Raw genomic sequence first — 21,397 nt, 5'->3', positions numbered from 1 at the left:
AAGCCCTGACATGGTCGAATGCGCCGCTCTAAATTTCTTGAAAGCGTTACAGAATTGTGCAACCAATCTGAAAAATGAAACACAAAGGCCCGATGGAATGACCCCAGAAGCCCGCGCCCGCAAATGTGCCGAGGTGATGTTCGCCCAAGATTCCGCCTCTGCCGGATTGGGCATGACCATCGACGATGTGACCCCCGGCGGCGCGGTTTTGTCGATGTCGGTGCGCCCGGGCATGCTGAACGGCCACGGCATTTGCCACGGCGGATTTATCTTCACACTAGCCGACAGCGCCTTTGCCTTTGCCTGCAACAGCTACAACCAAACCACTGTCGCCCAGCAGAACCAGATCACATATCTCAGCCCCGGTCAGCCAGAGGAGCGGCTGACCGCCACCGCACGCGAAGTGTCGCGTAGCGGTCGGTCGGGCATCTATGACGTTACCGTCACGGGCGCGGATGACCGTGTCGTGGCCCTGTTTCGCGGGCTTTCCCGCAGCATCAAGGGCCAGCTATTTACCGAGGAGGAGCCGACCTGATGAAAGACCTGACCCCCGCGAAGGATACGCTCGACCCGATTGAGATCGCCAGCCGGGACGAAATCAGCGCCCTGCAATTGGACCGTCTGAAATGGTCCCTGCGCCACGCCTATGACAACGTCCCTTTTTACAAGCAAAGCTTTGACGATGCAGGCGTGCATCCCGATGATCTGAAACAGCTTTCCGATCTCTCGCGCTTTCCCTTCACCGTCAAAACCGATCTGCGCGACAATTACCCCTTTGGCATGTTCGCCGTGCCGCGCGATCAGGTGGCGCGCATTCACGCATCATCTGGCACCACCGGGCAGCCGACGGTGGTGGGCTACACCAAGGATGATCTGGCGAACTGGGGCCAAGTCGTCGCCCGCTCCCTGCGCGCGGCGGGGATGCGCCCGGGCAACATGCTGCACAACGCCTATGGCTATGGGCTGTTTACTGGCGGCTTGGGCATTCACCTTGGCGCTGATGCGCTTGGCCTCTCGACCGTGCCGATCTCGGGCGGGATGACACCACGCCAAGTGCGGCTGATCGAGGATTTCCAGCCCAAGGGCATCACGGTGACGCCCTCCTACGCGCTGTCGATCTTGGATGAATTCGCCAACCAAGGCATTGATCCGCGTCAATCCTCGCTTGAGGTCGGCATCTTCGGCGCAGAGCCTTGGACCAACGCCATGCGGCTGGAGATCGAACAAGCCTTCGACATGCATGCCGTCGATATCTATGGCCTCAGCGAAGTCATGGGGCCGGGCGTTTCGATGGAATGTGTGGAGACCAAAGACGGGCTGCACATCTGGGAGGATCACTTCTACCCCGAGATCATCAACCCCGAAACAGGTGCCCCGGTCGAAGATGGTGAAATGGGCGAGCTGGTGTTCACCTCCCTCACCAAACAAGCCTTCCCGATCATCCGCTACCGCACCCGCGACCTCACCCGTCTGCTGGCGGGCACCGCGCGCTCCATGCGCCGGATGGAGAAGGTCACGGGCCGCAGCGACGACATGATTATCCTGCGCGGCGTCAACGTTTTCCCCACCCAGATCGAAGAGGCGCTGATGGCCACGCCCGGGCTGGCCCCGCATTTCCAGATCGAACTCTCGCGCCCCGACCGGATGGACCAGATGCGCGTGCTATGCGAATGCGCGGACGCCAGCATCACCACTGACGCCCGGCAAGCGGCGATCAGAGCGCTGTCAGCACAGATCAAGCAGACGGTCGGCATCTCGGTCAAGGTTGAGGTCATGGATGTCGGCGGCGTTGCCCGGTCAGAGGGCAAAGCCGTGCGCATTCTCGACAAGCGGCCAAAGGGCTAGGGGGAGACCCTAGCCGCAGGTGACCTTGGCGATCTTTCCTTCCGCGTCCAACACGATGTTGGTGCGGTTGGGATTGGCGTCCATGGTCACCGGGTCGCCTTCGGTATAGACGCGCTTGGGCTCTGACACGATGCTGGCGGCCGAGCGAGGGCGGCCAACCAGACCCCACCAACTGCCTTCTTTGCAGGTTTCCGACAGCGGTTTTGAGGTCGGCGGCGATTGCGGTGATGTTGACGTGCTCGACGTTTCATTCACCGCATTAATGACCGAACTGGGCAATGGTTTGGGCTTGGTCGACGGGGTAGACGTTTCCGCAGACGCGGGGCGTGCAGGTGGCGGCGCAGTGGCCGTCGGCGCCGTAGGGGCCGGAATGGGGTTTTGCACAGGCGCAGTCGACACTTCGGCGCAGCCTGCCACCAATAGGGGTGCCAAGAAAACTAATCTCATGTTCCAAACCTCGTTATTCGCGTGGCGCCGGAGCAAGGGCCGACGATCTCGCAACAGGTAGGTCCATCCCGCGCGCCGCCAAGGGCAAGGCGCTTTGCATTTGCTGGAACCCGCCGATGGCACTACGGTAAGTGCCAGATTACGGAGTTTCCCCATGCGATTTTCGTTCAACCGCAAACGTTTCAAAGACCTGAGCGAACAGGAGGTTCTGGCGCTCGCTATCTCCTCTGAAGAGGACGATGCGCGCATCTATCGTGACTATGCTGAACGGTTGCGTGATGAATATCCCGACAGCGCCGCAATCTTTGACGGGATGGCCGAGGAGGAGAATGAACACCGCCGCCGTTTGATTGACCTGCACCGGAGCCGTTTTGGAGAGGTCATCCCCCTCATCCGGCGCGAGCATGTTTCTGGCTATTACGCGCGGCGCCCGGTCTGGCTGATCGAGAACCTCTCGCTGGAGCGCATCCGGCAAGAGGCCGCCGCGATGGAGCAGGATGCGGAGAAGTTCTACCTCGCCGCCGCGGCCCGCACCAGCGACGCCGCGACCCGACAGCTTTTGGGTGATCTGGCCGCAGCCGAGGCAGGCCACCAAGGCGACGCACAAGATCTGACCGAGCGGCACCTTGATGACGACAGCCGCAGCGACGAGGACAGCCGTGCGCATCGGCAATTCCTGCTGACTTGGGTGCAACCGGGTCTGGCGGGGCTGATGGACGGCTCTGTCTCGACCCTCGCCCCGATCTTCGCCACGGCCTTTGCCACCCATAATACTTGGACAACCTTCCTTGTGGGCCTTGCCGCCAGTGTGGGCGCCGGCATCTCGATGGGGTTTACTGAGGCCGCGTCGGATGACGGCGAGTTATCGGGCCGCGGCTCTCCGATCAAACGCGGGGTAGCCTCGGGCGTGATGACCACGGTGGGCGGGCTGGGCCACGCGCTGCCCTACCTGATCACCGACTTCTGGACCGCCACCGTGGTCGCGATCATCGTCGTCTTTGTAGAGCTTTGGGCCATCGCGTGGATCCAGAATAAGTTCATGGAAACGCCCTTCTTTCGCGCCGCATTCCAAGTGGTGCTGGGCGGCGCATTGGTCTTTGCCGCCGGGGTGCTGATCGGCTCAGGGTAAGGCAATGGCCCCTGCCCCATTGCACCCCGCGAGCGGGCTGGCTAATGCTTGACCCATGGTCGCGATCTTCCTGAAAACCCTGCCGTTCTTTGCGCTGATCGGCCTTGGCTACTGGGCCGGGCGCACGCGGTTCTTCTCAGCCGAAGCGACGGCCTATCTCACCAAATTTGTTTTCTATTTCGCCCTCTCGGCGATGCTGTTCCGCTTTTCCGCCAATCTCTCACTGGCCGAGGTGTGGGACAGCCGCCTTGTCGCCGCCTACCTTTGGGGCACCGCTTTCGTCTATGCCATTGCCAGCCTCGTCGGCTTCCTGCGCGGGCTCGACGTGGCGACCAACGGGATCGAGGCGCAATGCGCCGTGATCGGCAACACCGGGTTTCTGGGCGTGCCGATGCTGACGCTGCTTTTGGGGCCAGAGGCGATTGGCCCCGTGCTGCTGGCGCTGACCGTCGACATGATTATCTTTTCCAGCCTGATCGTGATCCTGATTACCGGCTCCCGCGAGGGGCAGTTGCGGCTGGCGACGCTCAAGATCGTGGGGCTGGGGCTGCTGAAAAACCCGATGATCGTCGCCATCACGCTGGGGTTCCTTTGGTCTGGCTTCGGCATCCCAATCCCCGTGCCGCTGAACGAATTTCTGGCCATCCTCGGCGGGGCTGCCACCCCCGGAGCGCTCTTTGCCATCGGCGCGTCGCTGGCTTCCAAATCCGCCGAGCGGATTGAGATCGCAGGCTGGCTGACCTTTTGCAAACTGGTGCTGCACCCGCTCTTCGTAGCCTTTGGCGCGCTGTTTCTTTTCGGCGTCGATCCCTACAAAGCCGGGGTCATCATCGCCGCCGCAGCACTGCCGGTGGCGGGCAATGTCTATATGCTCGCCCAACACTACGGCGTCGCCCCTCAGCGGGTCTCTGCCGCCATTCTCGTCTCAACCACAGTCAGTATCGTTACCGTCAGCCTTGTCGTAGGCTGGGTCTCGGCCCTGTGACATACCCAATTTCGAAAGGAACGCTGCCATGAAGACCATCTCGGAAAACGCCTGTTTCGGTGGCACGCAGGGGGTCTATTCTCACGCGTCCGACGCCTGCGGCTGCGACATGACCTTTGGCCTCTTCCTCCCCGCCGAGGCGCAGGACGGCCCGGTGCCGGTGCTGTGGTATCTGTCGGGCCTGACCTGCACCCATGAGAACGCCATGACCAAGGCGGGCGCGCAGCTTTGGGCGGCGGAACATGGCATCGCAGTGGTCTTCCCAGATACCTCCCCACGGGGCGAGGATGTGGCGGATGATGAGGCTTACGACCTCGGGAAAGGTGCGGGGTTCTATGTGAACGCGACGCAGGAGCCTTGGGCGAAACACTACCAGATGTGGGACTATCTGGCCGAGGAACTGCCCGGCCTGATCGGCGAAAACTTCGCCATTGATATGGAGCGGCAGGGCATCACCGGGCATTCCATGGGCGGGCATGGCGCGTTGACACTGGCGATGAACCTGCCGGGGCGTTTCCTCTCGGTTTCTGCCTTTGCGCCGATCACCAATCCGACGGAGAGCGACTGGGGCAAAAAGCAACTCAGCGCCTATCTCGGCGCAGATGAAACCACATGGGCCAAGCATGACAGCACCCTCCTGATGCGCGAAAAGGGTTTTGACGGGCCGATCCTGATCGACCAAGGCAGCAGCGACCAGTTCCTCGAGCTGCTGAAACCCGAAGCATTGGCCGAGGCCATGGCCGCCAAACGCCAACAAGGCAGCTTCCGGATGCAACCGGGCTATAACCACAGCTATTTCTTCGTGGCGAGCTTCATGGAAGATCACGTCGCATTCCATGCCGATGCGCTCTATGCAGGTTAACCGATGACATCGCTCTATATCGACGCCGACGCCTGCCCCGTCAAAACCGAGGCCGAACGGGTCGCGACGCGCCACAAGGTCAAGATGTACCTCGTCTCCAACGGCGGCTTGCGCATGTCGCAGAACCCGCTGGTCGAAGTGGTGATCGTCCCTGACGGGTCCGACATCGCCGACATGTGGATCGCTGACCGCTGCGGCAAAGGGGATGTGGTGGTCACGGGGGATATCCCGCTGGCCGCGAAATGCGTGGAAGCCGGGGCAAGGGTGCTGAAACACAACGGCGAAGCGCTGACACAGGCTAATATCGGCAACGTGCTCGCCACCCGCGATCTGATGACCGACCTGCGCGCTGCCGACCCCTTTCGCCAAGGCGGCGGCAAGGGGTTTACAAAGGCCGACCGCTCCCGTTTCCTCGAAGCATTGGAGCGGGAACTGCGCGCGGCAGCGCGGGGTTAGCCCCGCGTTTAGGAATTGATAGGGCAAGTGATATGACACCTCAGGCGGTCGTTTTCGACATCGGCAACGTATTGATCGAATGGCAACCGGAACGCTTTTACGACAGCGTCATCGGCGCAGATCGCCGCCGCGCCATGTTCGATGCCGTCGATCTGCACGGCATGAACGACCGCGTCGACAGCGGCGAAAACTTCCGCGACACGATCTATGCCATGGCCGAGGCGACGCCCGATTGGCGCGATGAAATCCGCCTCTGGCACGACCGCTGGATCGAAATGGCCGCGCCGGTGATCGACCACTCCCTGCGGTTGATGAAGGCACTTCAGGCGCGCGGCGTGCCGGTCTTCTCGCTCACCAATTTTGGCATCCAAAGCTATGATCTGGCCGCGACCCATTACCCCTTCCTGCGCGAATTCGACCGTGATTTCATTTCCGGCCACCTTGGCATGATCAAACCCGCGCCGTCGATTTATGAAGCCGTGGAGCAGGGCAGCGGGCTGCCGCCTGAGGCGCTGCTCTTTACCGACGACCGCGCCGACAATATCGCCGCCGCCGCCGCGCGCGGCTGGCAGACGCATCACTTCACCGGACCGCAGGGATGGGCTGACCGGCTCGTCTCCGCTGGGCTGCTGAGCCGGGAGGAAACCGCATGACCGTGATCCCCAATATCTCTTTCGACGAAGGCGAAGCGCTACTGGACTGGATCGCGCTCACCGATGCGCTGGCCGCGGGCCATGACATGCCCAAGGCCGAGATTGGCGATACCTTCCTCTATCGCGGCAAGGACACGCTACTCAGCCGCGCGGCGTGGATCAACGGGCTGGGCATCGCGGTGAAATCCGCCACGATCTTCCCCGGCAATCCCGACCGCGAGGTGCCGATGGTCAACGGCGGCGTGTCCCTCTTTGATGACGAAACCGGCACGCTCGCCGCGATCGTGGATTTCCACCTCGTCACCAAATGGAAAACCGCTGGCGACAGCCTGCTCGCCGCGCGGCGGCTGGCGCGACCCGACAGTGGGAACATCCTGATCGTCGGCGCGGGCACCCAAGGCCGTGCGCTTCATGCCGCCTATTCCGCAGCCTTCCCGAAGGCGCGTTTCACCGTCTGGAACCGGACGCCCAAGAACGCCGAGGCGATGGCGGCTGAGCTAAAGATCAACGTAGCGACCGATCTGGAGCAGGCCGTCCGTGCCGCCGATATCGTGACCTCCGCCACCATGTCGACCGACCCGCTAATCATGGGCGACTGGCTGCAACCCGGCCAGCATATCGACCTTATCGGTGCCTACCGCCCCGACATGCGTGAGGTGGACGACACGGCCCTGCTGAAGTCGCGGGTCTTTGTCGACAGTTTTGACACCACCATCGGCCATATCGGCGAAATCAACATTCCGCTTGAGGCAGGCACGATCTCCCGCGACCACCTGATCGCGGATTACTACGACCTCGGGGTCTTCACCCGACAAAGCGATAACGAAATCACCCTGTTCAAAAACGGCGGCGGCGCGCATCTCGACCTGATGACCGCACGGCACATCCTCGAACGCTGGCGCGCGCGTTAGGCGGTCACCAGCCCCTCAAGCCGTTTCTCGCGGATCGGCAGATGGACCACGGCGCTGAACGCCCCCACGGCCACACCGACCCACCAGACGCCGGTGTAGCTGCCATAGATGTCATACATCCGTCCGCCCAGCCAAACGCCGAGGAAGCTGCCCAACTGGTGGCTGAAAAAGACGATCCCATAAAGCGTGCCCATGTAGCGCAACCCATAGATATGCGCGACCAATCCGCTGGTCAGCGGCACCGTGGCAAGCCAGAGCGCGCCCATGCCCACAGAGAACAGGATCACTGTCATCGGCGTGATCGGGAACATGATGAAGGCCGCGGCGATCACCGTGCGCCCGACATAGATCCCCGCCAGCAGGTACTTTTTGGAATAACGTTTGCCCGCCCATCCGGCGAGCAAAGTGCCCGCGATATTGGCCAGCCCGATCAGCGAAATCGCCACCGCACCAAGCGCCGAGGTGGTCGTGATTCCAATGTTATGCAGCACACCCCCGGCCAAGATAGGGCCGCACATCTCGGTCACGAAGGCCGGGAAATGCGCGGTAATGAAGGCAAGCTGATAGCCGCAGGAAAAGAATCCCAGAAAAATCAGCGTATAGGACGGATCGCGGAAGGCTTTGCCGAGAATTTGGCCCATCGACTCCTCAAGCTCGGCCCGGCTGGCCATCGCGGGCGCGCGCATCATCGGCAGGGTCAGCAGCATCGCAAGGATCACACCCGCGAAACTGACAAAGGTCATCTGCCACGACATGAAGCTCAGCATCCACTCCGCCACCGGCGCACCAAAGACCTGCCCCGCACTGCCCGCCGCCGTGGCAATCGCCAGCGACATGGAGCGGTTGTCATCCGACGCCGCGCGGCCCACCACGGCCAAGATCACGCCAAAGCCCGTGCCCGCGATGCCGAACCCCACCAGCCAAGCATAGGTCTGATGCTCAATCGGGGTCGCGGAATTGGCCGACAAAAGCAGCCCCACTGCATAGACCACCGCGCCGATGATGATCGCCTTTCGGTCACCGATCTTTTCGGCCAGCGCGCCAAAGATCGGCTGCCCGATGCCCCAGGCAAGGTTTTGGATCGCGATGGCGAGGGAGAATTCGCTCCGCGCCCATGCAAATTCCTCGGCAATCGGAATCTGGAACACGCCGAAAGAGGCCCGCACGGCGAAGCTGACCATGATGATGATACATCCGACCATCAGGACCGGGGTGAACAGGGGCGCGAGGCTTTGCATGGAGGAAATCCTTTCCGCGGCAGATTATGGGTTTCCCCGCCGCCGTCAATTGCGCATCCCCAAAGACTGGCCAGCCTGCCCGCGCTGCCGTAAACCCTATTCAACAAAGCAAATGGGATCCCCATGGACGAGATCGACAATAAGATCATCGCAGAACTGCGGCGTGACGCGCGCATATCCTATTCCGCGCTGGCGGCCACCACGGGTCTGTCGCGTGTGACGGTCCGGGCACGGGTCGAACGTCTGGTCAGTTCCGGCGCGATCTTGGGCTTTACGCTGATCCTGAAAGAAGACATGCGCCACAGCCCGATCCGGGGCCATACGCTCTTGGCCATTGAAGGGGCGGGCACCGACCGGATCAAACGCCTCCTTGCCGGTATGCCCGCCGTGCAGGCGATCCATGCGACCAATGGTAAATGGGATTTGATTGTCGAAACGGGGACCGAGACCGTCGAAGAGTTGGACAGCGTGCTGGGCCAAATTCGCCGCATTCAGGGAGTGAGTTCCAGCGAGACGAACCTGCTGCTGGCAACCCAAATGACGGTCACGAAATAGCCTACTCGGCTGACAGCACCACCACCTCAACCCGGCGGTTCTGCTCGCGGCCCGCTTCGGTCAGGTTGCTGGCCCGCGGCGCGAGATAGCCAGCACCCTGCGCCTCCACCCGGCCGGGGGCCACGTCATAGCTCTGCACCAAACGTTGCCGCACAGCCTCTGCCCGACGGCGCGACAGGGCGGTGTTGGCGTCCAAACTGCCCACTGCATCGGTATGCCCGACCAGCGCGATGCGCAGATCCGGCTCGGCCTTGAGCAACTCGGCCAGCCGCTCAAGTGTGGCAAAGGGGCCGGGACCAAGCGCAGAGGTGCCGGTCTCGAACTCCAGCCGGTTGAGCACCAGATGGCCATCGACCTTCAGGGTTTCTGCGAAATCGCCCGTCGCAGTGGCAAGCGGCACCTCGGCAGTCGCCTCTGGCGTGATGGGGGTGCTTTCCCCTTCGGGCGCTTCACCGCTTCGGGCCTGAATGATCTGCACATAGGCCGAGGTCGCCGCCGTGCTGGCAAGGATGCTGATCGCCTCGGTCGGCGTTCCGTCCTCGCCCCGGCGCAGGGCGGTGATGAAGTGGAAAGCCCGCAGGTTCACATACATGTTCGGCCCCGGCAGCACCTCCACGGCAAAGCGAAAATCAAAGCCGCCGCACTCCCGCGCGGCACAGTCGAGCACGATGTCAAAGCCCGCCTCGCCCAACTGTCGCCGCAGCGGGCGCATCACCTGCAAGGCGGTCAGCCCCGGCGTGTCCATCCGCCACGCAGCGCGGCGCACGCTGCCATCCACATTGACCCGCGCCACCTGCCCTTCGGCATAGACACCCACGGGCGGGGCATAGCGGTCCGGCGCGGTGTTACGCTCTGCCGTCAGCCGCGCGGTGCTGGGCAGCGCCAGTTCAAGCGCCGCCGCCGGGGCCGCCAGCAGCACCCCGATTAGAGCCGCAGCAACCCCCGCCCGGCTCATCGCGCCTGCGCGTGGTAATCATCGTTCGGGCGCATGTCGGTGGCGCTGGCCACGCGGTTGGTCATGTTAAAGAACCCGGCCACACTAGCGATGTCAAAGATATCGCGGTCGGTGAAACCCGCATCGCGCAGCACCTGACGGTCGACCTCCTCGACCTTGGCGCTCGCCTCGGTCAGCTTCACCGCGAAATCTAACATGGCACGTTGTTTGGCGCTGATCTTGGCCACGCGATAGTTCATCACCAGCGCCTCGCCCAATTGCGGATCGCCCGACATTTCGCGCACCGCCGCCCCATGGGCCACAAGGCAGTAGTAGCATTTATTGACCGAAGACACCGCCACCGCGATCATCTCACGCTCTAGCTTGCTGAGCGCACTGTCAGCCAGCATCAGATCGTTATACATGCCCGCAAAAGCGTTCAGCTTGTCGATGTCAAAGGCATAGGCCCGCAGGACATTCGGCACCATTCCGAGCTTTTCCTGACAGACGTCGAAATACTTCTGCGTCGCCTCGGGCAGCGGATCGACCATCGGCAGATCAAGGGCGGTGGGCATGTCGTTGGCCATGGTCTTATCCTTTACTCAGTGCTTTGACGGTAATGATAGTGCCCGACCGGTGCAAAGCCCAGTTTGGCGTAAAGCGCCTGCGCGCGGGTGTTGGTATCGACGCAGAGCACCGAAAGCCGCTTGGCCCCCTGCGCCTGCCCCCAATGGGCCGCGGCGCGCATGATCCAAGTGGCCACGCCTTGGCGCTGTTGATGGGGCAGCACCTCGACCGCGTGGACCATGCAGATGTCTTCGTGCACCCCGGCAAAGGCCACGCCTGCGGGTTTCTCGTTCCAGCGCGCAAGGATGCCTGTTTTGGTCGCGGCGCGGTCCATCACGGCAAGGCGGGCGGGGCCGACCCCTCCGGCGGCCCAGACCTCGGCCATGATCGCCAGCGGCTCCCAAATGCAAAAGGCGGTGACTGGGGGCATCGGCACATCCGTCAGTCGGGTGATCGGCAGGCTTAGGACCCTGACCGGATCGACCACGTCATAGCCCCGCGCGGCCAGCAGCGCGTCGAGGTCATCTTCCCCCGCGCGGACCATGAAAAGCGGGCGCTGGTCCATCTCGCGCATCGCCGCTTCGGCGACCGGAATGGCGGCGTCATTGATCGCTCCGCGCACTGTCGCCGCCGAGACCCGTTTGCCGCCGCCCTGCCCTTCGCGCAGGGTCCATGGCCCGTGATCAAACCGCCGCGCGGCGGGCCATGTCGCGTCGCCCGCGTCAAAAAACGCCTGCGCCTCACTCATGCGAAGGCGGCCTTGAGCTTGGCCATCGCCGCTTTGACCATCCCCGGATCGCTGCCCCGGATCACCACATGCGCGCCAAAGACACCATCCTTTTGAAACGGGTAGCTGCCCATGGACAGGTGCGGATATTCTTCGGCCAATGCGCCCAACGGCCCGGCGATATCGCCTTCGCCCCGGTCGATGCGCAGCGTCTCACTGATTAAGGGTTGGCCGCCTGTCAGCCCCGGCAAAACACTGGCGACCATGGCCTGAAACACCGAAGGCACCCCGGCCATCACATGCACGTTTTCGACAACGAACCCCGGCGCGGCAGAGACCGGGTTTTCGATCAGCGCAGCGCCCTCAGGAATGCGCGCCATGCGCAGGCGGGCCTCGTTCATCTGAGTGCCCGCGCGGGCGTAGTGTTCGACCAGTATCTCGCGCGCGTCGTCGCGCACGTCGATGTCGCGGTTAAAGGCGGCGGCGATGCAATCGGCGGTGATGTCGTCATGGGTCGGCCCGATCCCGCCCGAGGTGAAGACATGGGTATAGGCCGATGACAGCGCCTGCACGGCGGCGATGATCGCCCCGTGATCGTCCGAGACCACGCGCACTTCGCGCAGGTCGATCCCCACTTTCGTCAACTCCCCCGCAAGGTAATGCATATTGCTGTCGCGGGTCCGGCCCGAAAGGATTTCGTCGCCGATGACGATCATCGCGGCGGTGGGATTTGACATGGGGCGGCTCCTTGAGGATGGCGTCCCTTCGGTATAGGCCGCGTCCCATGCGCTTTCAAACCCAACTTGTCCCCGCCCGGCTGATCCGCCGCTACAAACGCTTTCTGGCTGATTGCAGGCTAGAGGAGACGGGCGAGGAAGTGATCGCCCATTGCGCCAACCCCGGCTCGATGATGGGGCTGGCGGAACCGGGCAGCCGCATCTGGCTGGAGCCGAACGATGATCCGAAGAAAAAGCTGAACTATGGCTGGCGGCTGGTTGACCATGAGAACGGCCATTTCACAGGCGTCGACACCGCCCTGCCCAATCGCGCGATGAAGGCGGCGTTAATCGCACGCGAGGTGGCGCCGCTTGCCGCCTATACCGAGGTCCGGCCCGAAGTGAGATACGGCGAAAATTCCCGCATCGACTTCCTGCTCAGCGGCGATGGCCTGCCCGACGCCTATGTCGAGGTGAAATCGGTCACCCTCTCGCGGCAAACGGGTCTGGCCGAATTCCCCGACAGCGTGACCGCGCGCGGTGCGAAACACCTTGGCGAACTAGCCCGGATGGCTGAGGCCGGGCACCGTGCCGTGCTGCTCTATCTGGTGCAGCGCACGGATTGCACGCAGATGACCCTTGCCGCCGACATTGACCCGACCTATGCCGCTGCGTCCCAAGCGGCGCGGGCGGCGGGGCTGGAAATTCATGCCATCGGCACCCATATCACGCCCCAAGCCGTCACACTGGCGCAACCGATCCCCTTTGCGGGCTGAGCTGCACTGGCCCTTGCCGGAAAGCCACGCTAAATAGGAGCGAACACAAAGATGGAGAGAGCGGTGAACAACGCACACCGAGGCCGCCAGACGCGCGACGGCATTCGCATTTACGAGCCTTCGGATCACGCGGGGATGCAAGCGGCGGGCCGTCTGGCCGCCACGATCCTCGACGAGATCGCAGAGCATGTCTTCCCCGGTCAGACCACCGGAGAGCTTGACCGCCTGATCGAAGAGAAGGTCAACGCCGCCCATGCGAAATCCGCGACGATCGGCTACAAAGGCTATCAGCATGCGAGCTGCATCTCAGTGAACCATGTGGTTTGCCACGGGATCCCTAGCGACAAGAAGCTGAAAGACGGCGACATCCTGAACATCGACGTGACCGTGATCGTCGATGGCTGGTTCGGCGACACCAGCCGCATGTATGTGGCGGGCAAGCTTTCGCGCAAGGCCGAGCGTTTGATCAACGTGACCCACGACAGCCTGATGCACGGGATCGAGGCGGTGAAACCGGGCAATACCTTTGGCGACATCGGCCATGCCATCCAGACATTTGTCGAAGGCCACCGCATGTCGGTCGTGACCGACTTCTGCGGGCACGGGCTTGGGCAGGTCTTTCACGCGCCGCCCAACGTGCTGCACTATGGCCGCCCCGGCACGGGTGCTGTGCTTGAGCCGGGCATGTTCTTTACCATTGAGCCGATGGTGAACCTTGGCCGGGCCGAGACCAAGACCCTCGCCGACGATTGGACCGCCGTCACCCGCGACAAATCCCTCTCGGCGCAGTTCGAGCATTCGGTTGGCGTGACCGAAGATGGTGTGGAGATTTTCACCCTCTCGCCCGGCGGGCTGTTCCACCCGACTTATAAAACCGACTGAAACGCTGCGGGGGCACGGCCCCCGCCCGCCTATGCGTCGATGGCGACCAGATGGTTGTCCCACGCGCGGCTGGCCGTGGTCAGCCGCGACAGCGTGGCCTCTTGCAGCGACAGGATACCGCCCAGCCCATCCGTGGCAACAAAGCCGCCTCGGCCCGGCGCCAGCCCGCAGACATCGGCACGGCGGTGGCTGGCAAAGAAACCACCCTCACTATCAAACAGATGCAGCCGCCCGCCCCGGGGGGAGGTGATCCCGACCGCCCCGCCATCTGCCGCGAATGCCACGCTGCCCGCGTAGCCCTGCATCGCGATCTGCTCGGCCAGATCGGCCTCGGCCAACACCGGGTTTTGCCCGCGCCGGTGGAGGCCCAACAACGGCACGGCGTCGTTCGGCTCCCCCTGCCATTGCATCGCAAAAGCCACCTGCCCGTCCGGGGCCAAGGCCAGATGGCGGATTGAGTTCCTGTGCAGATCATCGGGCAATGTGACCTGCTCCAAAACCTCGCCCGAGAGGCTCACATAAGACAGATTGGGCCGCATACCGTCGATGTTCAGCTTCTCCCGGCCGCTGTCAGGATGGGTGCGAATGCCGCCATTGGCCACCACCAGCACATCCTCGGCCCAGCGGCGGATTTCATGCGGACCGATCCCGCCCGAGGCGATCTCTCCGATCCGGGCATAGCCCTTTGCGCAGGACCACAGTCCGATGCGCCCTTCGCCTGTGGCGATCTCATTCTCGCTGGTGGCGAGGATGGCCCCGCCCTGCAAAAACGCCCCATGCCCGTAGAAATGCCGCCCCACCGGCGCTTCGAGCCGGTGGGCCACTTGCCCCTTCTCACAGTCGATCACCAGTGCAAACCGCCCTGGACGGCGGGCAAAGGCCACGGCCTCCGGCGCCGTGGGATGCGCGGCGGCGGCATGGCCCCGGTCGGGCAGCGGGATGCGGAAAATGTCATGGCCGGTCCCGTCCAGCCCGAAAAGCGCATAGGCCCCCGAAGGGTCACGCGCGGCGGCAAGGTAGACGGGGCTTCCGGCGGCGGCCCAGCCCATCGCTGGCAGGCTCGTCGCGGCGGCGAGACCGGCGAGGAAATGGCGGCGCGACGGCATCAATCGCCATCCGCCGAGTTAAACCCGACCGAAACGCCGAGCGCAGGGGCGATCTCGGTCCCCACCGCCTCGGAAATGGCACGCACGTCATTTTGCAGCGCCTCGACCCGGATACGGCTGATCGGATCGGCCACCCCGGCAAAGATCGGGTCTTCCAAGCCGCGGGCGGCGGTGAGCGCGCGGTCAAAGGCGGCGTCGGTTTCAGGCGTGGGCTGGTCCGACAGGGTGCGCGCAAAGTCCCGCAATGCTTCAAGCGATAACACCACATTGCGCAGGCTGCGACCCGAACGGCGCGCCTCGGCCACCTGCGGTTTGGGGGCGTCAAAGCTGCCCATTGGGCGGCCCAGACGTTGATCGGCGACAAACTCCAACCCGGTGGCGAGGGCGGTGTAAAGCGCCTGTGACGCCTCGCGCGGGCTGAGGAAACGGCTGTTCCCCGCCTCCCCCGCGCTGCTGAGCGTCGTGGCGAAATCCTCACGCCATGCGGTGTCGACCTCGCGCCCCAGCACGGCCAGATCGGCCGCCATCGCTTGGGCCAATGCGCAGCTATAGCTCTCGGCCCCGTAGCCTGCGAAGTCTTCGTCATAAAGCAGCCGTTCCAGCGCAAAGAGCCCGCGCGCGGCGATGGAGACTTCGGCGTACTCCCCGCTTGTCGCAATCGGGTCTTCCTCGGCCACCAGCCGCGCCACGCTGCGCCCTACCATGCCGCGCGTATCGGGCCAGAAGGCGATGGCCAGCCCGCGCCCGTCCTCCTCCAACGGTCCAAGAGTCAGATGCGCGATGCCCATCCATGCGTCGAAAGCCTCTTGATAGGCCGGGCGCAGGGCCGTGTCAGTGCAATTGGCCTGCGCTGCAGCGTCGAGCGCCGCAGTGGCAGAGGCGAAACGCGCGGTGCCCGGGAGTGCGTGATCTCGGATCACGTCGTTTACCCCGGCGAGGGCGGGGGCGGCGGTCAGAAGGAATGTGGCGGTCAGTAAGCTGCGCATCAAAGGCTCTCCAGATAGCGGATCAGGGCGTCACGGTCGGCTTTGGGCATCTCTACCACGGCATCACGGGCGGGCTGGGCTTCGCCGCCGTGCCAGAGCACCGCTTCAAGCAGCGACCGCGCGCGCCCGTCGTGCAGGAATTGGGTATGCCCGTTAACCTGTTCGGTCAAGCCGATGCCCCAAAGCGGCGCGGTGCGCCATTCGCGCCCATTCGCGCGGCCCTCGGGGCGGTCGTCGGCCAGCCCTTCGCCCATGTCATGGAGCAAAAGATCGGTCATCGGCCAGATCAGTTGGAAGCTCTGCTCGGGCTGATCCTCCAACCGTTCGGTCACGAATTTCGGCTGATGGCAGGAGGTGCAGCCGACCTCATGGAACACCGCCTTGCCGCGCAGCACCTCAGGCGCGCCAACATCGCGTCGGGCGGGCACGGCAAGGTTGCGGCTGTAGAAGGTCACCAGATCAAGACCTTCGGCGTCAATCTCTGTCCCGCGCGCGTCACCATCCCCATGCGGGGCGTCGCGGCAAGCGGTCTGTTCGGTGGTGCAATCGCCCCAAGCTGCGTCGAAGATGGGGGATGAAATGCCGATGTCGCCCGCAAAGGCGCTGGCGGATTGTTCGCGGATCGTCGGTGCGCCGGCTTTCCAGCCGAAACGGCCCAGCATCGGGCGCGTGTGTTCAAAGGACCAGACGATCTGCGCCCGGCCCGAGATGCCGTCGCCGTCGGCGTCTTCGGGGTCCGCGAGGGCTAAGATATCTGCGGCTGGGATCGCCTCCAGCAAGCCCAGACCGATCATCGGCGGGGCCACACGGGGGCTGAGCATCGCGCCGTCGGCCAAGGGACCATAGCCGAGGTCTTCGGCACTGTAGGCCGGGCGGCGCAGGCTGGCGGTTTCGCCATCGGACAGGGCGACCTCCACCTCTTCATAACTCACGCCCAAACGGTATTCCGCCGGATGGCCCGCCACCCCGAAATCCTGCAATTGTCCGCCATAAACCGGATCGGGCCGCGTACGCGGGGTGCTGTCGCCCACCGAAAGCAGAAACGCCTCGATCTCGCTCATCGCCTCTTCGGGGGCAGTGGGGACCGAGATGCGCAGGAACATCGACACCGCGTCATCCTCTGGCCCCTCGGGCGGATGGCCGCGCCCGTCTTTCAGGTGGCAACGCTGGCAGGAACGCGCGTTGAAAAGCGGCCCCAGCCCGTCAGACGCGAGCGTCGAAGACGGCGATGACACCCAGAGTTTTTTGAACAAACCATTGCCGACCTTAAAGTCCAACTCCCGCTCGAACGGAATGTTACCCGAGGGCAGCGAAAACGCATCGGCATTGCCGCGCGGGCTGACCGTGGCGGCCCCTGCCGGGTTTGTCTCAAAGGGTTCGGGCTTGTCGAATTCGGTCGCGGGGGCGGTGACCTTGGCAATCCGGGCGGCCTCTTCTGCGGTGCGGGGGATGACCTTGAGATGCGGTTCCTCCAGTGCCTGTGGAGCGGCGGCGGCCATGCTCGCGGCGGCCACCGTGAGCATCGGAATGAGGAATCGCATGGGGAATGCCTTGGATAGCGGCAGGCCCAGAACCGGGCCTGCCATTCGAAGTTACTTGCTGTCGTCTGTCGGCTTGGCCTGAAGCTGGCCATAGACGGCCTCGCCCAGTTCGGCCTGAAGCGACAATTGGGTTTCGAGGAAGTCGATATGCCCTTCCTCGTCGGCAATCAATTCCTCGAACAGGTTCTTAGAGACATAATCCCCAACCTGATCGCAGTGATTGCGCGCCTCAATGTACAGGGTGCGGGCCTCATGTTCGGCGGCCAAATCGGACTCAAGACATTCCTTGACCGTTTCACCGATGCGCAGCGCGTCCAGCTTTTGCAGATTCGGATGCCCCTCGAGGAAGATGATCCGCTCGATCAGCTTGTCGGCGTGGTTCATCTCTTCGATGCTTTCCTCGCGCGACTTATCGGCAAGCCGACCATAGCCCCAGTCTTCTTGCAGCCGGTAGTGCAGCCAGTATTGGCTTACCGCTGTCAGCTCGCTGCGCAGTGCCGCGTTGAGATATTCGATGACCTTTACGTCGCCCTTCATGAACCTGTCTCCTTGTTTGGTTTTGCCTGACGTAGAGTGGGTTTCAGCACAGGCACGGAAAAGTTGCCATTTCCTCGCATGGTAGACAAGAACAGAGGCATGCAGCCACCACAATCGGCTGCTTTGCCCAAGGCGCGGTAAATTTTACCCGCAGTGATGACCGTCCGCGCGTCAGAGGCGCGCATCCAGTCGATGGCGTTGTTGATGTCGCGATCGGTAATGTTCTGACAGTGACAAACAATCATGGTTTTGCGTATTCCCTTGCTGGCCTCGGGCCGCCGCAGCGGCCCGAGGATGGATTAGGATTACTGGAAGACGGCCTCTGGCGCGTCGAGGCTGTCGGAGCCTTCAAAGGCGATCTCGTCACCGCCCAGAGCCGTCACGGCACGCTCAATCGCGCGGGTCTGACCCACCAACGCATCGACCGCGCCCATGATCAGCGCCTCGCCTTCGGCATTGCCGCGCTCAAGCATCATGTCATAGCTGAAACCCGCTTCGGCGGCGGTTTTAATCTGGCCCAGTTCCACCATGGAGGCGTTCAGCTTGGCGCGCAGGTCTTCGTCGACGCTGGCATCGGCACTGGCCACCAGATCGGACAACGACGCGCCGGAAACCACGCGGCCATCGACGCGCAGGTATTCGCCCAGATAGACGTTCCGCACGCCCAGACCGTCGTAGTAGTGGCTGTTGTGGGTGTTGTCCGAGAAGCAATCATGCTCTTCCTCGGGGTCGTTCAGCATGACGCCCAGCTTCATCCGCTCCCCGGCCTGTTCGCCGTAGGAGAGCGAGCCCATGCCGGTCAGGATCGCGTCGATCCCGGCGTCTTCGTCGGCCAGCACGGCGGCGCGCGCCTCGCCGCCTTCGGCCCACTGACTGGCCATCCATTCCAGATCGCTGACCAGCAGATCGGTCGCGGCCTTGAGGTATTGCCCACGGCGGTCGCAGTTGTCGCCGGTGCAGTCGTCGCCCGCTGCGTAATCGGTCCAAGGACGGTTGCCCGCGCCATGCTCAGTACCGTTCAGGTCTTGGCCCCAGAGCAGGAATTCGATGGCGTGGTAGCCGGTGGCGACATTGGCCTCAACCGCGCCCGCCTCATGCAACTGCCCTTCGAGGAGCGCAGGCGTAATCTCGGTGGCGTCCACCTCCTCCCCGCCCAGCGTGAAACTCGGGTTGGCGATAACGTTCAGAACCGCCAGTTGGTTTTCATCCGTCTCGCCGCCATAGGAGGCGTCGACATAGTCGATCAGACCTTCGTCCAGCGGCCATGCGTTAACCTTGCCTTCCCAGTCATCGACGATGGCGTTGCCAAAGCGGAAAACCTCGGTCTGCTGGTAGGGCACGCGGGCAGCCAGCCATGCGGCTTTCGCAGCCTGAAGCGCTTCGGCCGAGGGGGTGGCGATCAGCGTCTCGACGGCGGCTTGCAGCGTCTGCGCGGTGGTCAGGCTGTCTTCGTAGCCCGCCTGCGCGATGTCGGCATAGGTGCCCAGCACCTCAGCCTTGTCTTGCGCGAATGCCGGAGCGGCGGCAAATGTGATCAGCGCAATGGCTGTGGTCGCTTTGAGGCGCATCGAATGTCCTTCCTTGGATATCACCTTGGCGCCGCGCAGACTGCAGCGGGCTCTTTTGCAATAGGTGACTCAAACTGTCGGAAAAGACAAGGGTGAAGGTGCCGTGACGCTGCCCCGCGAGTAAAGCTATTTGCCTTCAGCCCTTTGCAAGAGCGTCACATGGGTATCGCCATATTTGCGCGTGTCAATCCGGGCGAATCCCTCTGGGGCATGCATGGGGGTGTTTTCCTCCCAAACGATCATCGCGCCGGGGGCAAGCCAGCTGCCTGCAGCAGCGGCTATCAACGCTTTCTGCCCCATGGATTTACCATAGGGCGGATCGAGAAAGACCAGATCAAACGGAGGCTGCGTCCATGGCCCCAGCCGTGTGGCATCGTTGCGCATCAATCGCGTCTCAGATTCGGCCCCAAGCGTGCGGGTATTCTCTCCGATCAGCCGCTGCCCGGTGTGGCCATTCTCGACGAAACAGACCGTGTTGGCACCCCGCGACAGCGCCTCGAACCCCAGCGCGCCGGTGCCTGCGAACAAATCTAGCACCCGCGCACCTTGGATCACGTCGTGATGAGTCAACATCGAAAAAAGGCTTTCGCGGACGCGATCAGAGGTCGGGCGCAGATGCGCTCCGGCATCACCCTTGCCAAGTGCCGCAAGGGGGCGGCCACGGTATTTCCCGGCAATGATCCTCATGCTTTCAGCAAAGCCTTAAGGTCGGTATCAGGGTCCGCGACCAGCGCGGGATCAGGCGATTTCCCCGCCTCGATCAACCGTTTACCCACCATGTAACCACGTGGGTCGTTCGCAGCATCCACGGCCAGCAGGGTGTCACCAAGGTAGTACCAGAAGGACGCGCTGCCGTCGCCAAGGCGGCTGACCACGCGGTCATAGCCTGCGTTCAGCCCGGCGATTTGCAGCTTCACGTCATATTGATCTGACCAGAACCACGGCTTGGCGACATATTCCTTGCCCGCGCCGAGGATGTTTTCGGCCACCACCTCGGCTTGATCAATGGCGTTCGGCACACTTTCCAACCGGATGCGCCCGCCGCGATAGGGGAAAGAAGTGCAGTCCCCGGCCGCCCAGATGCCCGGCATGTTCGTGCGCCCCTGCGCGTCGACCTTGATGCCGTTTTCGATCTTGATCCCCGCCGCTGCCGCCAACACGACATCGGGCTCGATGCCCACTCCGGTGATGACGAAATCGGCAGCGATCTCCGTTCCGTCGCTGAGGCGCGCGCCGGTAACGTGGGTCTCCCCCAACAGCCGCTCAAGCCCCACGCCTTCGCGCAGGGTCACGCCGCGGCCTTCATGCAGGGCGCGGAAATAGTCACTGGTCTCTGGCGCTGCGACGCGCTGCAGGATGCGGTCGGCCATTTCCACCAGCGTGACCTCAAGCCCCAGCTTGGCCGCCACCGCCGCTGCCTCCAGCCCGATGTAGCCACCGCCGACGATCAGTACCTTCGCGCCCTTCACGAAACGCGGGGCCATTGCATCGACATCGGCCAAATCGCGCACGGTGAAGACGCCATCCAGCGCCCCGCCAATCGCTTCAGGCAGACGGCGCGGGACGGATCCAGTGGCGAGCACTAGTTCGTCATAGGCGATCTGCCCGTCTGTGGTGGCAAGAACGTGCGTTTCAGGGTCAATCGCGGTTACGCGGCAGTCGGTTTTCAGCGTGATCCCTTGATCGGCATAAAACGCCTCGGGCCGCAAAAACAGCCGCTCCAGTGTCATATCGCCCAGCAGGTACCCTTTAGACAGCGGCGGGCGCTGGTAGGGTGGGCAAGGCTCGGCCCCAATCAGGGTGATCCGCCCGTCAAACCCACCATTGCGGAGTTTGGCCACGCAAGAGGCCCCCGCCTGCCCGGCTCCGATCACCACCACATGCTGCATCTGCCTACCCCCGATTGATCTGGTCTCAGTCGCGGTCAAAGCCTATATCTGGCCCCAAGACAACCGCAATGACAGGAGAGGCTATCC

25 protein-coding genes are annotated in these 21,397 nt (G+C 63.2%); 11 read left to right on the top strand and 14 right to left on the bottom strand.

Translation table 11 applies throughout. The features are described 5' to 3' along the window. Nucleotides 1-97: 97 nt before the first annotated feature. Together paaI and paaK are read left to right on the top strand one after the other, a co-directional pair. On the top strand, nucleotides 98-535 hold the full coding sequence (paaI, locus tag BM229_RS11860; RefSeq protein WP_093927978.1) for a hydroxyphenylacetyl-CoA thioesterase PaaI: 438 nt from the start codon (nucleotides 98-100) through the stop codon (nucleotides 533-535). Then, nucleotides 535-1,845, top strand: a complete 1,311-nt coding sequence (gene paaK, locus BM229_RS11855; RefSeq protein WP_093927834.1) for a phenylacetate--CoA ligase PaaK — start codon at nucleotides 535-537, stop codon at nucleotides 1,843-1,845. The genes paaI and paaK overlap by 1 nt, the downstream gene beginning before the upstream one ends. A gap of 9 nt (nucleotides 1,846-1,854) precedes the next feature. Here paaK and BM229_RS18235 read toward each other — a convergent pair whose 3' ends face one another. Then, entirely contained in the window at nucleotides 1,855-2,292 is a 438-nt protein-coding gene (locus BM229_RS18235) for an I78 family peptidase inhibitor (RefSeq protein WP_167360243.1), read from the bottom strand. A 154-nt stretch (nucleotides 2,293-2,446) separates the two neighbouring features. Between BM229_RS18235 and mbfA the strand changes: the two genes are divergently transcribed. From mbfA to BM229_RS11820, 6 genes are read left to right on the top strand one after another with little or no spacing between them, the layout of a single operon-like run. After that, nucleotides 2,447-3,421 (top strand): iron exporter MbfA, encoded by a 975-nt coding sequence (mbfA, locus tag BM229_RS11845; RefSeq protein ID WP_093927833.1) that lies wholly within the window; start codon nucleotides 2,447-2,449, stop codon nucleotides 3,419-3,421. A 55-nt stretch (nucleotides 3,422-3,476) separates the two neighbouring features. Continuing rightward, nucleotides 3,477-4,406 (top strand): AEC family transporter, encoded by a 930-nt coding sequence (locus BM229_RS11840; RefSeq protein ID WP_093927832.1) that lies wholly within the window; start codon nucleotides 3,477-3,479, stop codon nucleotides 4,404-4,406. Between the two features lie 28 nt (nucleotides 4,407-4,434). Beyond that, on the top strand, nucleotides 4,435-5,268 hold the full coding sequence (gene fghA, locus BM229_RS11835; protein ID WP_093927831.1) for an S-formylglutathione hydrolase: 834 nt from the start codon (nucleotides 4,435-4,437) through the stop codon (nucleotides 5,266-5,268). A 3-nt stretch (nucleotides 5,269-5,271) separates the two neighbouring features. Beyond that, a complete protein-coding gene (locus BM229_RS11830) occupies nucleotides 5,272-5,724 on the top strand; it encodes a YaiI/YqxD family protein (protein ID WP_093927830.1) in 453 nt (150 codons plus the stop codon). A 32-nt stretch (nucleotides 5,725-5,756) separates the two neighbouring features. Continuing rightward, complete coding sequence (locus BM229_RS11825) at nucleotides 5,757-6,377, top strand: HAD family hydrolase (RefSeq protein WP_093927829.1); 621 nt, start codon at nucleotides 5,757-5,759, stop codon at nucleotides 6,375-6,377. Next, nucleotides 6,374-7,288 carry an ornithine cyclodeaminase family protein gene (locus tag BM229_RS11820; protein WP_093927828.1) on the top strand — a complete coding sequence of 305 codons (915 nt, stop codon included), beginning with the start codon at nucleotides 6,374-6,376 and terminating at the stop codon, nucleotides 7,286-7,288. The genes BM229_RS11825 and BM229_RS11820 overlap by 4 nt, the downstream gene beginning before the upstream one ends. On the opposite strand, the gene BM229_RS11815 is transcribed toward BM229_RS11820, so the two are convergent. Beyond that, entirely contained in the window at nucleotides 7,285-8,526 is a 1,242-nt protein-coding gene (locus tag BM229_RS11815; protein ID WP_093927827.1) for an MFS transporter, read from the bottom strand. The genes BM229_RS11820 and BM229_RS11815 overlap by 4 nt on opposite strands. Nucleotides 8,527-8,649: 123 nt before the next feature. Here BM229_RS11815 and BM229_RS11810 point away from each other — a divergent pair, with 123 nt between their 5' ends. After that, nucleotides 8,650-9,081: an Lrp/AsnC family transcriptional regulator gene (locus BM229_RS11810; RefSeq protein ID WP_093927826.1), complete on the top strand. Its 432-nt coding sequence runs from the start codon at nucleotides 8,650-8,652 to the stop codon at nucleotides 9,079-9,081. 1 nt (nucleotide 9,082) lies between these two features. Here the strand turns inward: BM229_RS11810 and BM229_RS11805 are convergent, their stop codons facing one another. The 4 genes from BM229_RS11805 to BM229_RS11790 are packed head-to-tail and all read right to left on the bottom strand — an operon-like array spanning nucleotide 9,083 to nucleotide 12,046. Next, nucleotides 9,083-10,036 (bottom strand): OmpA family protein, encoded by a 954-nt coding sequence (locus BM229_RS11805; protein WP_093927825.1) that lies wholly within the window; start codon nucleotides 10,034-10,036, stop codon nucleotides 9,083-9,085. Further along, a complete protein-coding gene (locus BM229_RS11800; RefSeq protein WP_093927824.1) occupies nucleotides 10,033-10,602 on the bottom strand; it encodes a peroxidase-related enzyme in 570 nt (189 codons plus the stop codon). Before BM229_RS11800 ends, BM229_RS11805 begins: the two co-directional genes overlap by 4 nt. 11 nt (nucleotides 10,603-10,613) lie before the next feature. Continuing rightward, nucleotides 10,614-11,330: a GNAT family N-acetyltransferase gene (locus tag BM229_RS11795; RefSeq protein ID WP_093927823.1), complete on the bottom strand. Its 717-nt coding sequence runs from the start codon at nucleotides 11,328-11,330 to the stop codon at nucleotides 10,614-10,616. Further along, nucleotides 11,327-12,046: a competence/damage-inducible protein A gene (locus BM229_RS11790; protein WP_093927822.1), complete on the bottom strand. Its 720-nt coding sequence runs from the start codon at nucleotides 12,044-12,046 to the stop codon at nucleotides 11,327-11,329. Before BM229_RS11790 ends, BM229_RS11795 begins: the two co-directional genes overlap by 4 nt. A gap of 47 nt (nucleotides 12,047-12,093) precedes the next feature. Here BM229_RS11790 and sfsA point away from each other — a divergent pair, with 47 nt between their 5' ends. Together sfsA and map are read left to right on the top strand one after the other, a co-directional pair. Continuing rightward, the gene (sfsA, locus tag BM229_RS11785; protein ID WP_093927821.1) at nucleotides 12,094-12,801 is read left to right on the top strand and encodes a DNA/RNA nuclease SfsA; all 708 of its coding nucleotides are present in this window, start codon (nucleotides 12,094-12,096) and stop codon (nucleotides 12,799-12,801) included. Nucleotides 12,802-12,852: 51 nt separating this feature from the next. Beyond that, nucleotides 12,853-13,683, top strand: coding sequence for a type I methionyl aminopeptidase (map, locus tag BM229_RS11780; RefSeq protein ID WP_093927820.1), 831 nt, complete (start codon nucleotides 12,853-12,855; stop codon nucleotides 13,681-13,683). Nucleotides 13,684-13,712: 29 nt separating this feature from the next. Here map and BM229_RS11775 read toward each other — a convergent pair whose 3' ends face one another. From BM229_RS11775 to BM229_RS11740, 8 genes are all read right to left on the bottom strand, one after another. Then, nucleotides 13,713-14,789: a DUF1513 domain-containing protein gene (locus tag BM229_RS11775; protein WP_093927819.1), complete on the bottom strand. Its 1,077-nt coding sequence runs from the start codon at nucleotides 14,787-14,789 to the stop codon at nucleotides 13,713-13,715. Then, complete coding sequence (locus tag BM229_RS11770; protein WP_093927818.1) at nucleotides 14,789-15,775, bottom strand: imelysin family protein; 987 nt, start codon at nucleotides 15,773-15,775, stop codon at nucleotides 14,789-14,791. Before BM229_RS11770 ends, BM229_RS11775 begins: the two co-directional genes overlap by 1 nt. Further along, nucleotides 15,775-17,298, bottom strand: a complete 1,524-nt coding sequence (locus BM229_RS11765; protein ID WP_167360248.1) for a di-heme oxidoreductase family protein — start codon at nucleotides 17,296-17,298, stop codon at nucleotides 15,775-15,777. Before BM229_RS11765 ends, BM229_RS11770 begins: the two co-directional genes overlap by 1 nt. A gap of 69 nt (nucleotides 17,299-17,367) precedes the next feature. Then, nucleotides 17,368-17,853, bottom strand: a complete 486-nt coding sequence (bfr, locus tag BM229_RS11760) for a bacterioferritin (RefSeq protein WP_093927816.1) — start codon at nucleotides 17,851-17,853, stop codon at nucleotides 17,368-17,370. Then, nucleotides 17,850-18,098: a (2Fe-2S)-binding protein gene (locus tag BM229_RS11755; protein WP_093927815.1), complete on the bottom strand. Its 249-nt coding sequence runs from the start codon at nucleotides 18,096-18,098 to the stop codon at nucleotides 17,850-17,852. Before BM229_RS11755 ends, bfr begins: the two co-directional genes overlap by 4 nt. A gap of 60 nt (nucleotides 18,099-18,158) precedes the next feature. Then, on the bottom strand, nucleotides 18,159-19,421 hold the full coding sequence (locus BM229_RS11750; RefSeq protein ID WP_093927814.1) for an imelysin family protein: 1,263 nt from the start codon (nucleotides 19,419-19,421) through the stop codon (nucleotides 18,159-18,161). Nucleotides 19,422-19,547: 126 nt separating this feature from the next. After that, a complete protein-coding gene (gene rsmD, locus BM229_RS11745; RefSeq protein WP_093927813.1) occupies nucleotides 19,548-20,108 on the bottom strand; it encodes a 16S rRNA (guanine(966)-N(2))-methyltransferase RsmD in 561 nt (186 codons plus the stop codon). Beyond that, nucleotides 20,105-21,310: an NAD(P)/FAD-dependent oxidoreductase gene (locus tag BM229_RS11740; protein ID WP_093927812.1), complete on the bottom strand. Its 1,206-nt coding sequence runs from the start codon at nucleotides 21,308-21,310 to the stop codon at nucleotides 20,105-20,107. The genes rsmD and BM229_RS11740 overlap by 4 nt, the downstream gene beginning before the upstream one ends. Nucleotides 21,311-21,397 lie beyond the last annotated feature (87 nt).

Source organism: Sulfitobacter dubius, assembly GCF_900113435.1.
GTDB lineage: Bacteria > Pseudomonadota > Alphaproteobacteria > Rhodobacterales > Rhodobacteraceae > Sulfitobacter > Sulfitobacter dubius.
The sequence above is the reverse complement of the archived record's forward strand: the minus strand, read 5'-3'. Positions and strand labels throughout refer to the sequence as shown.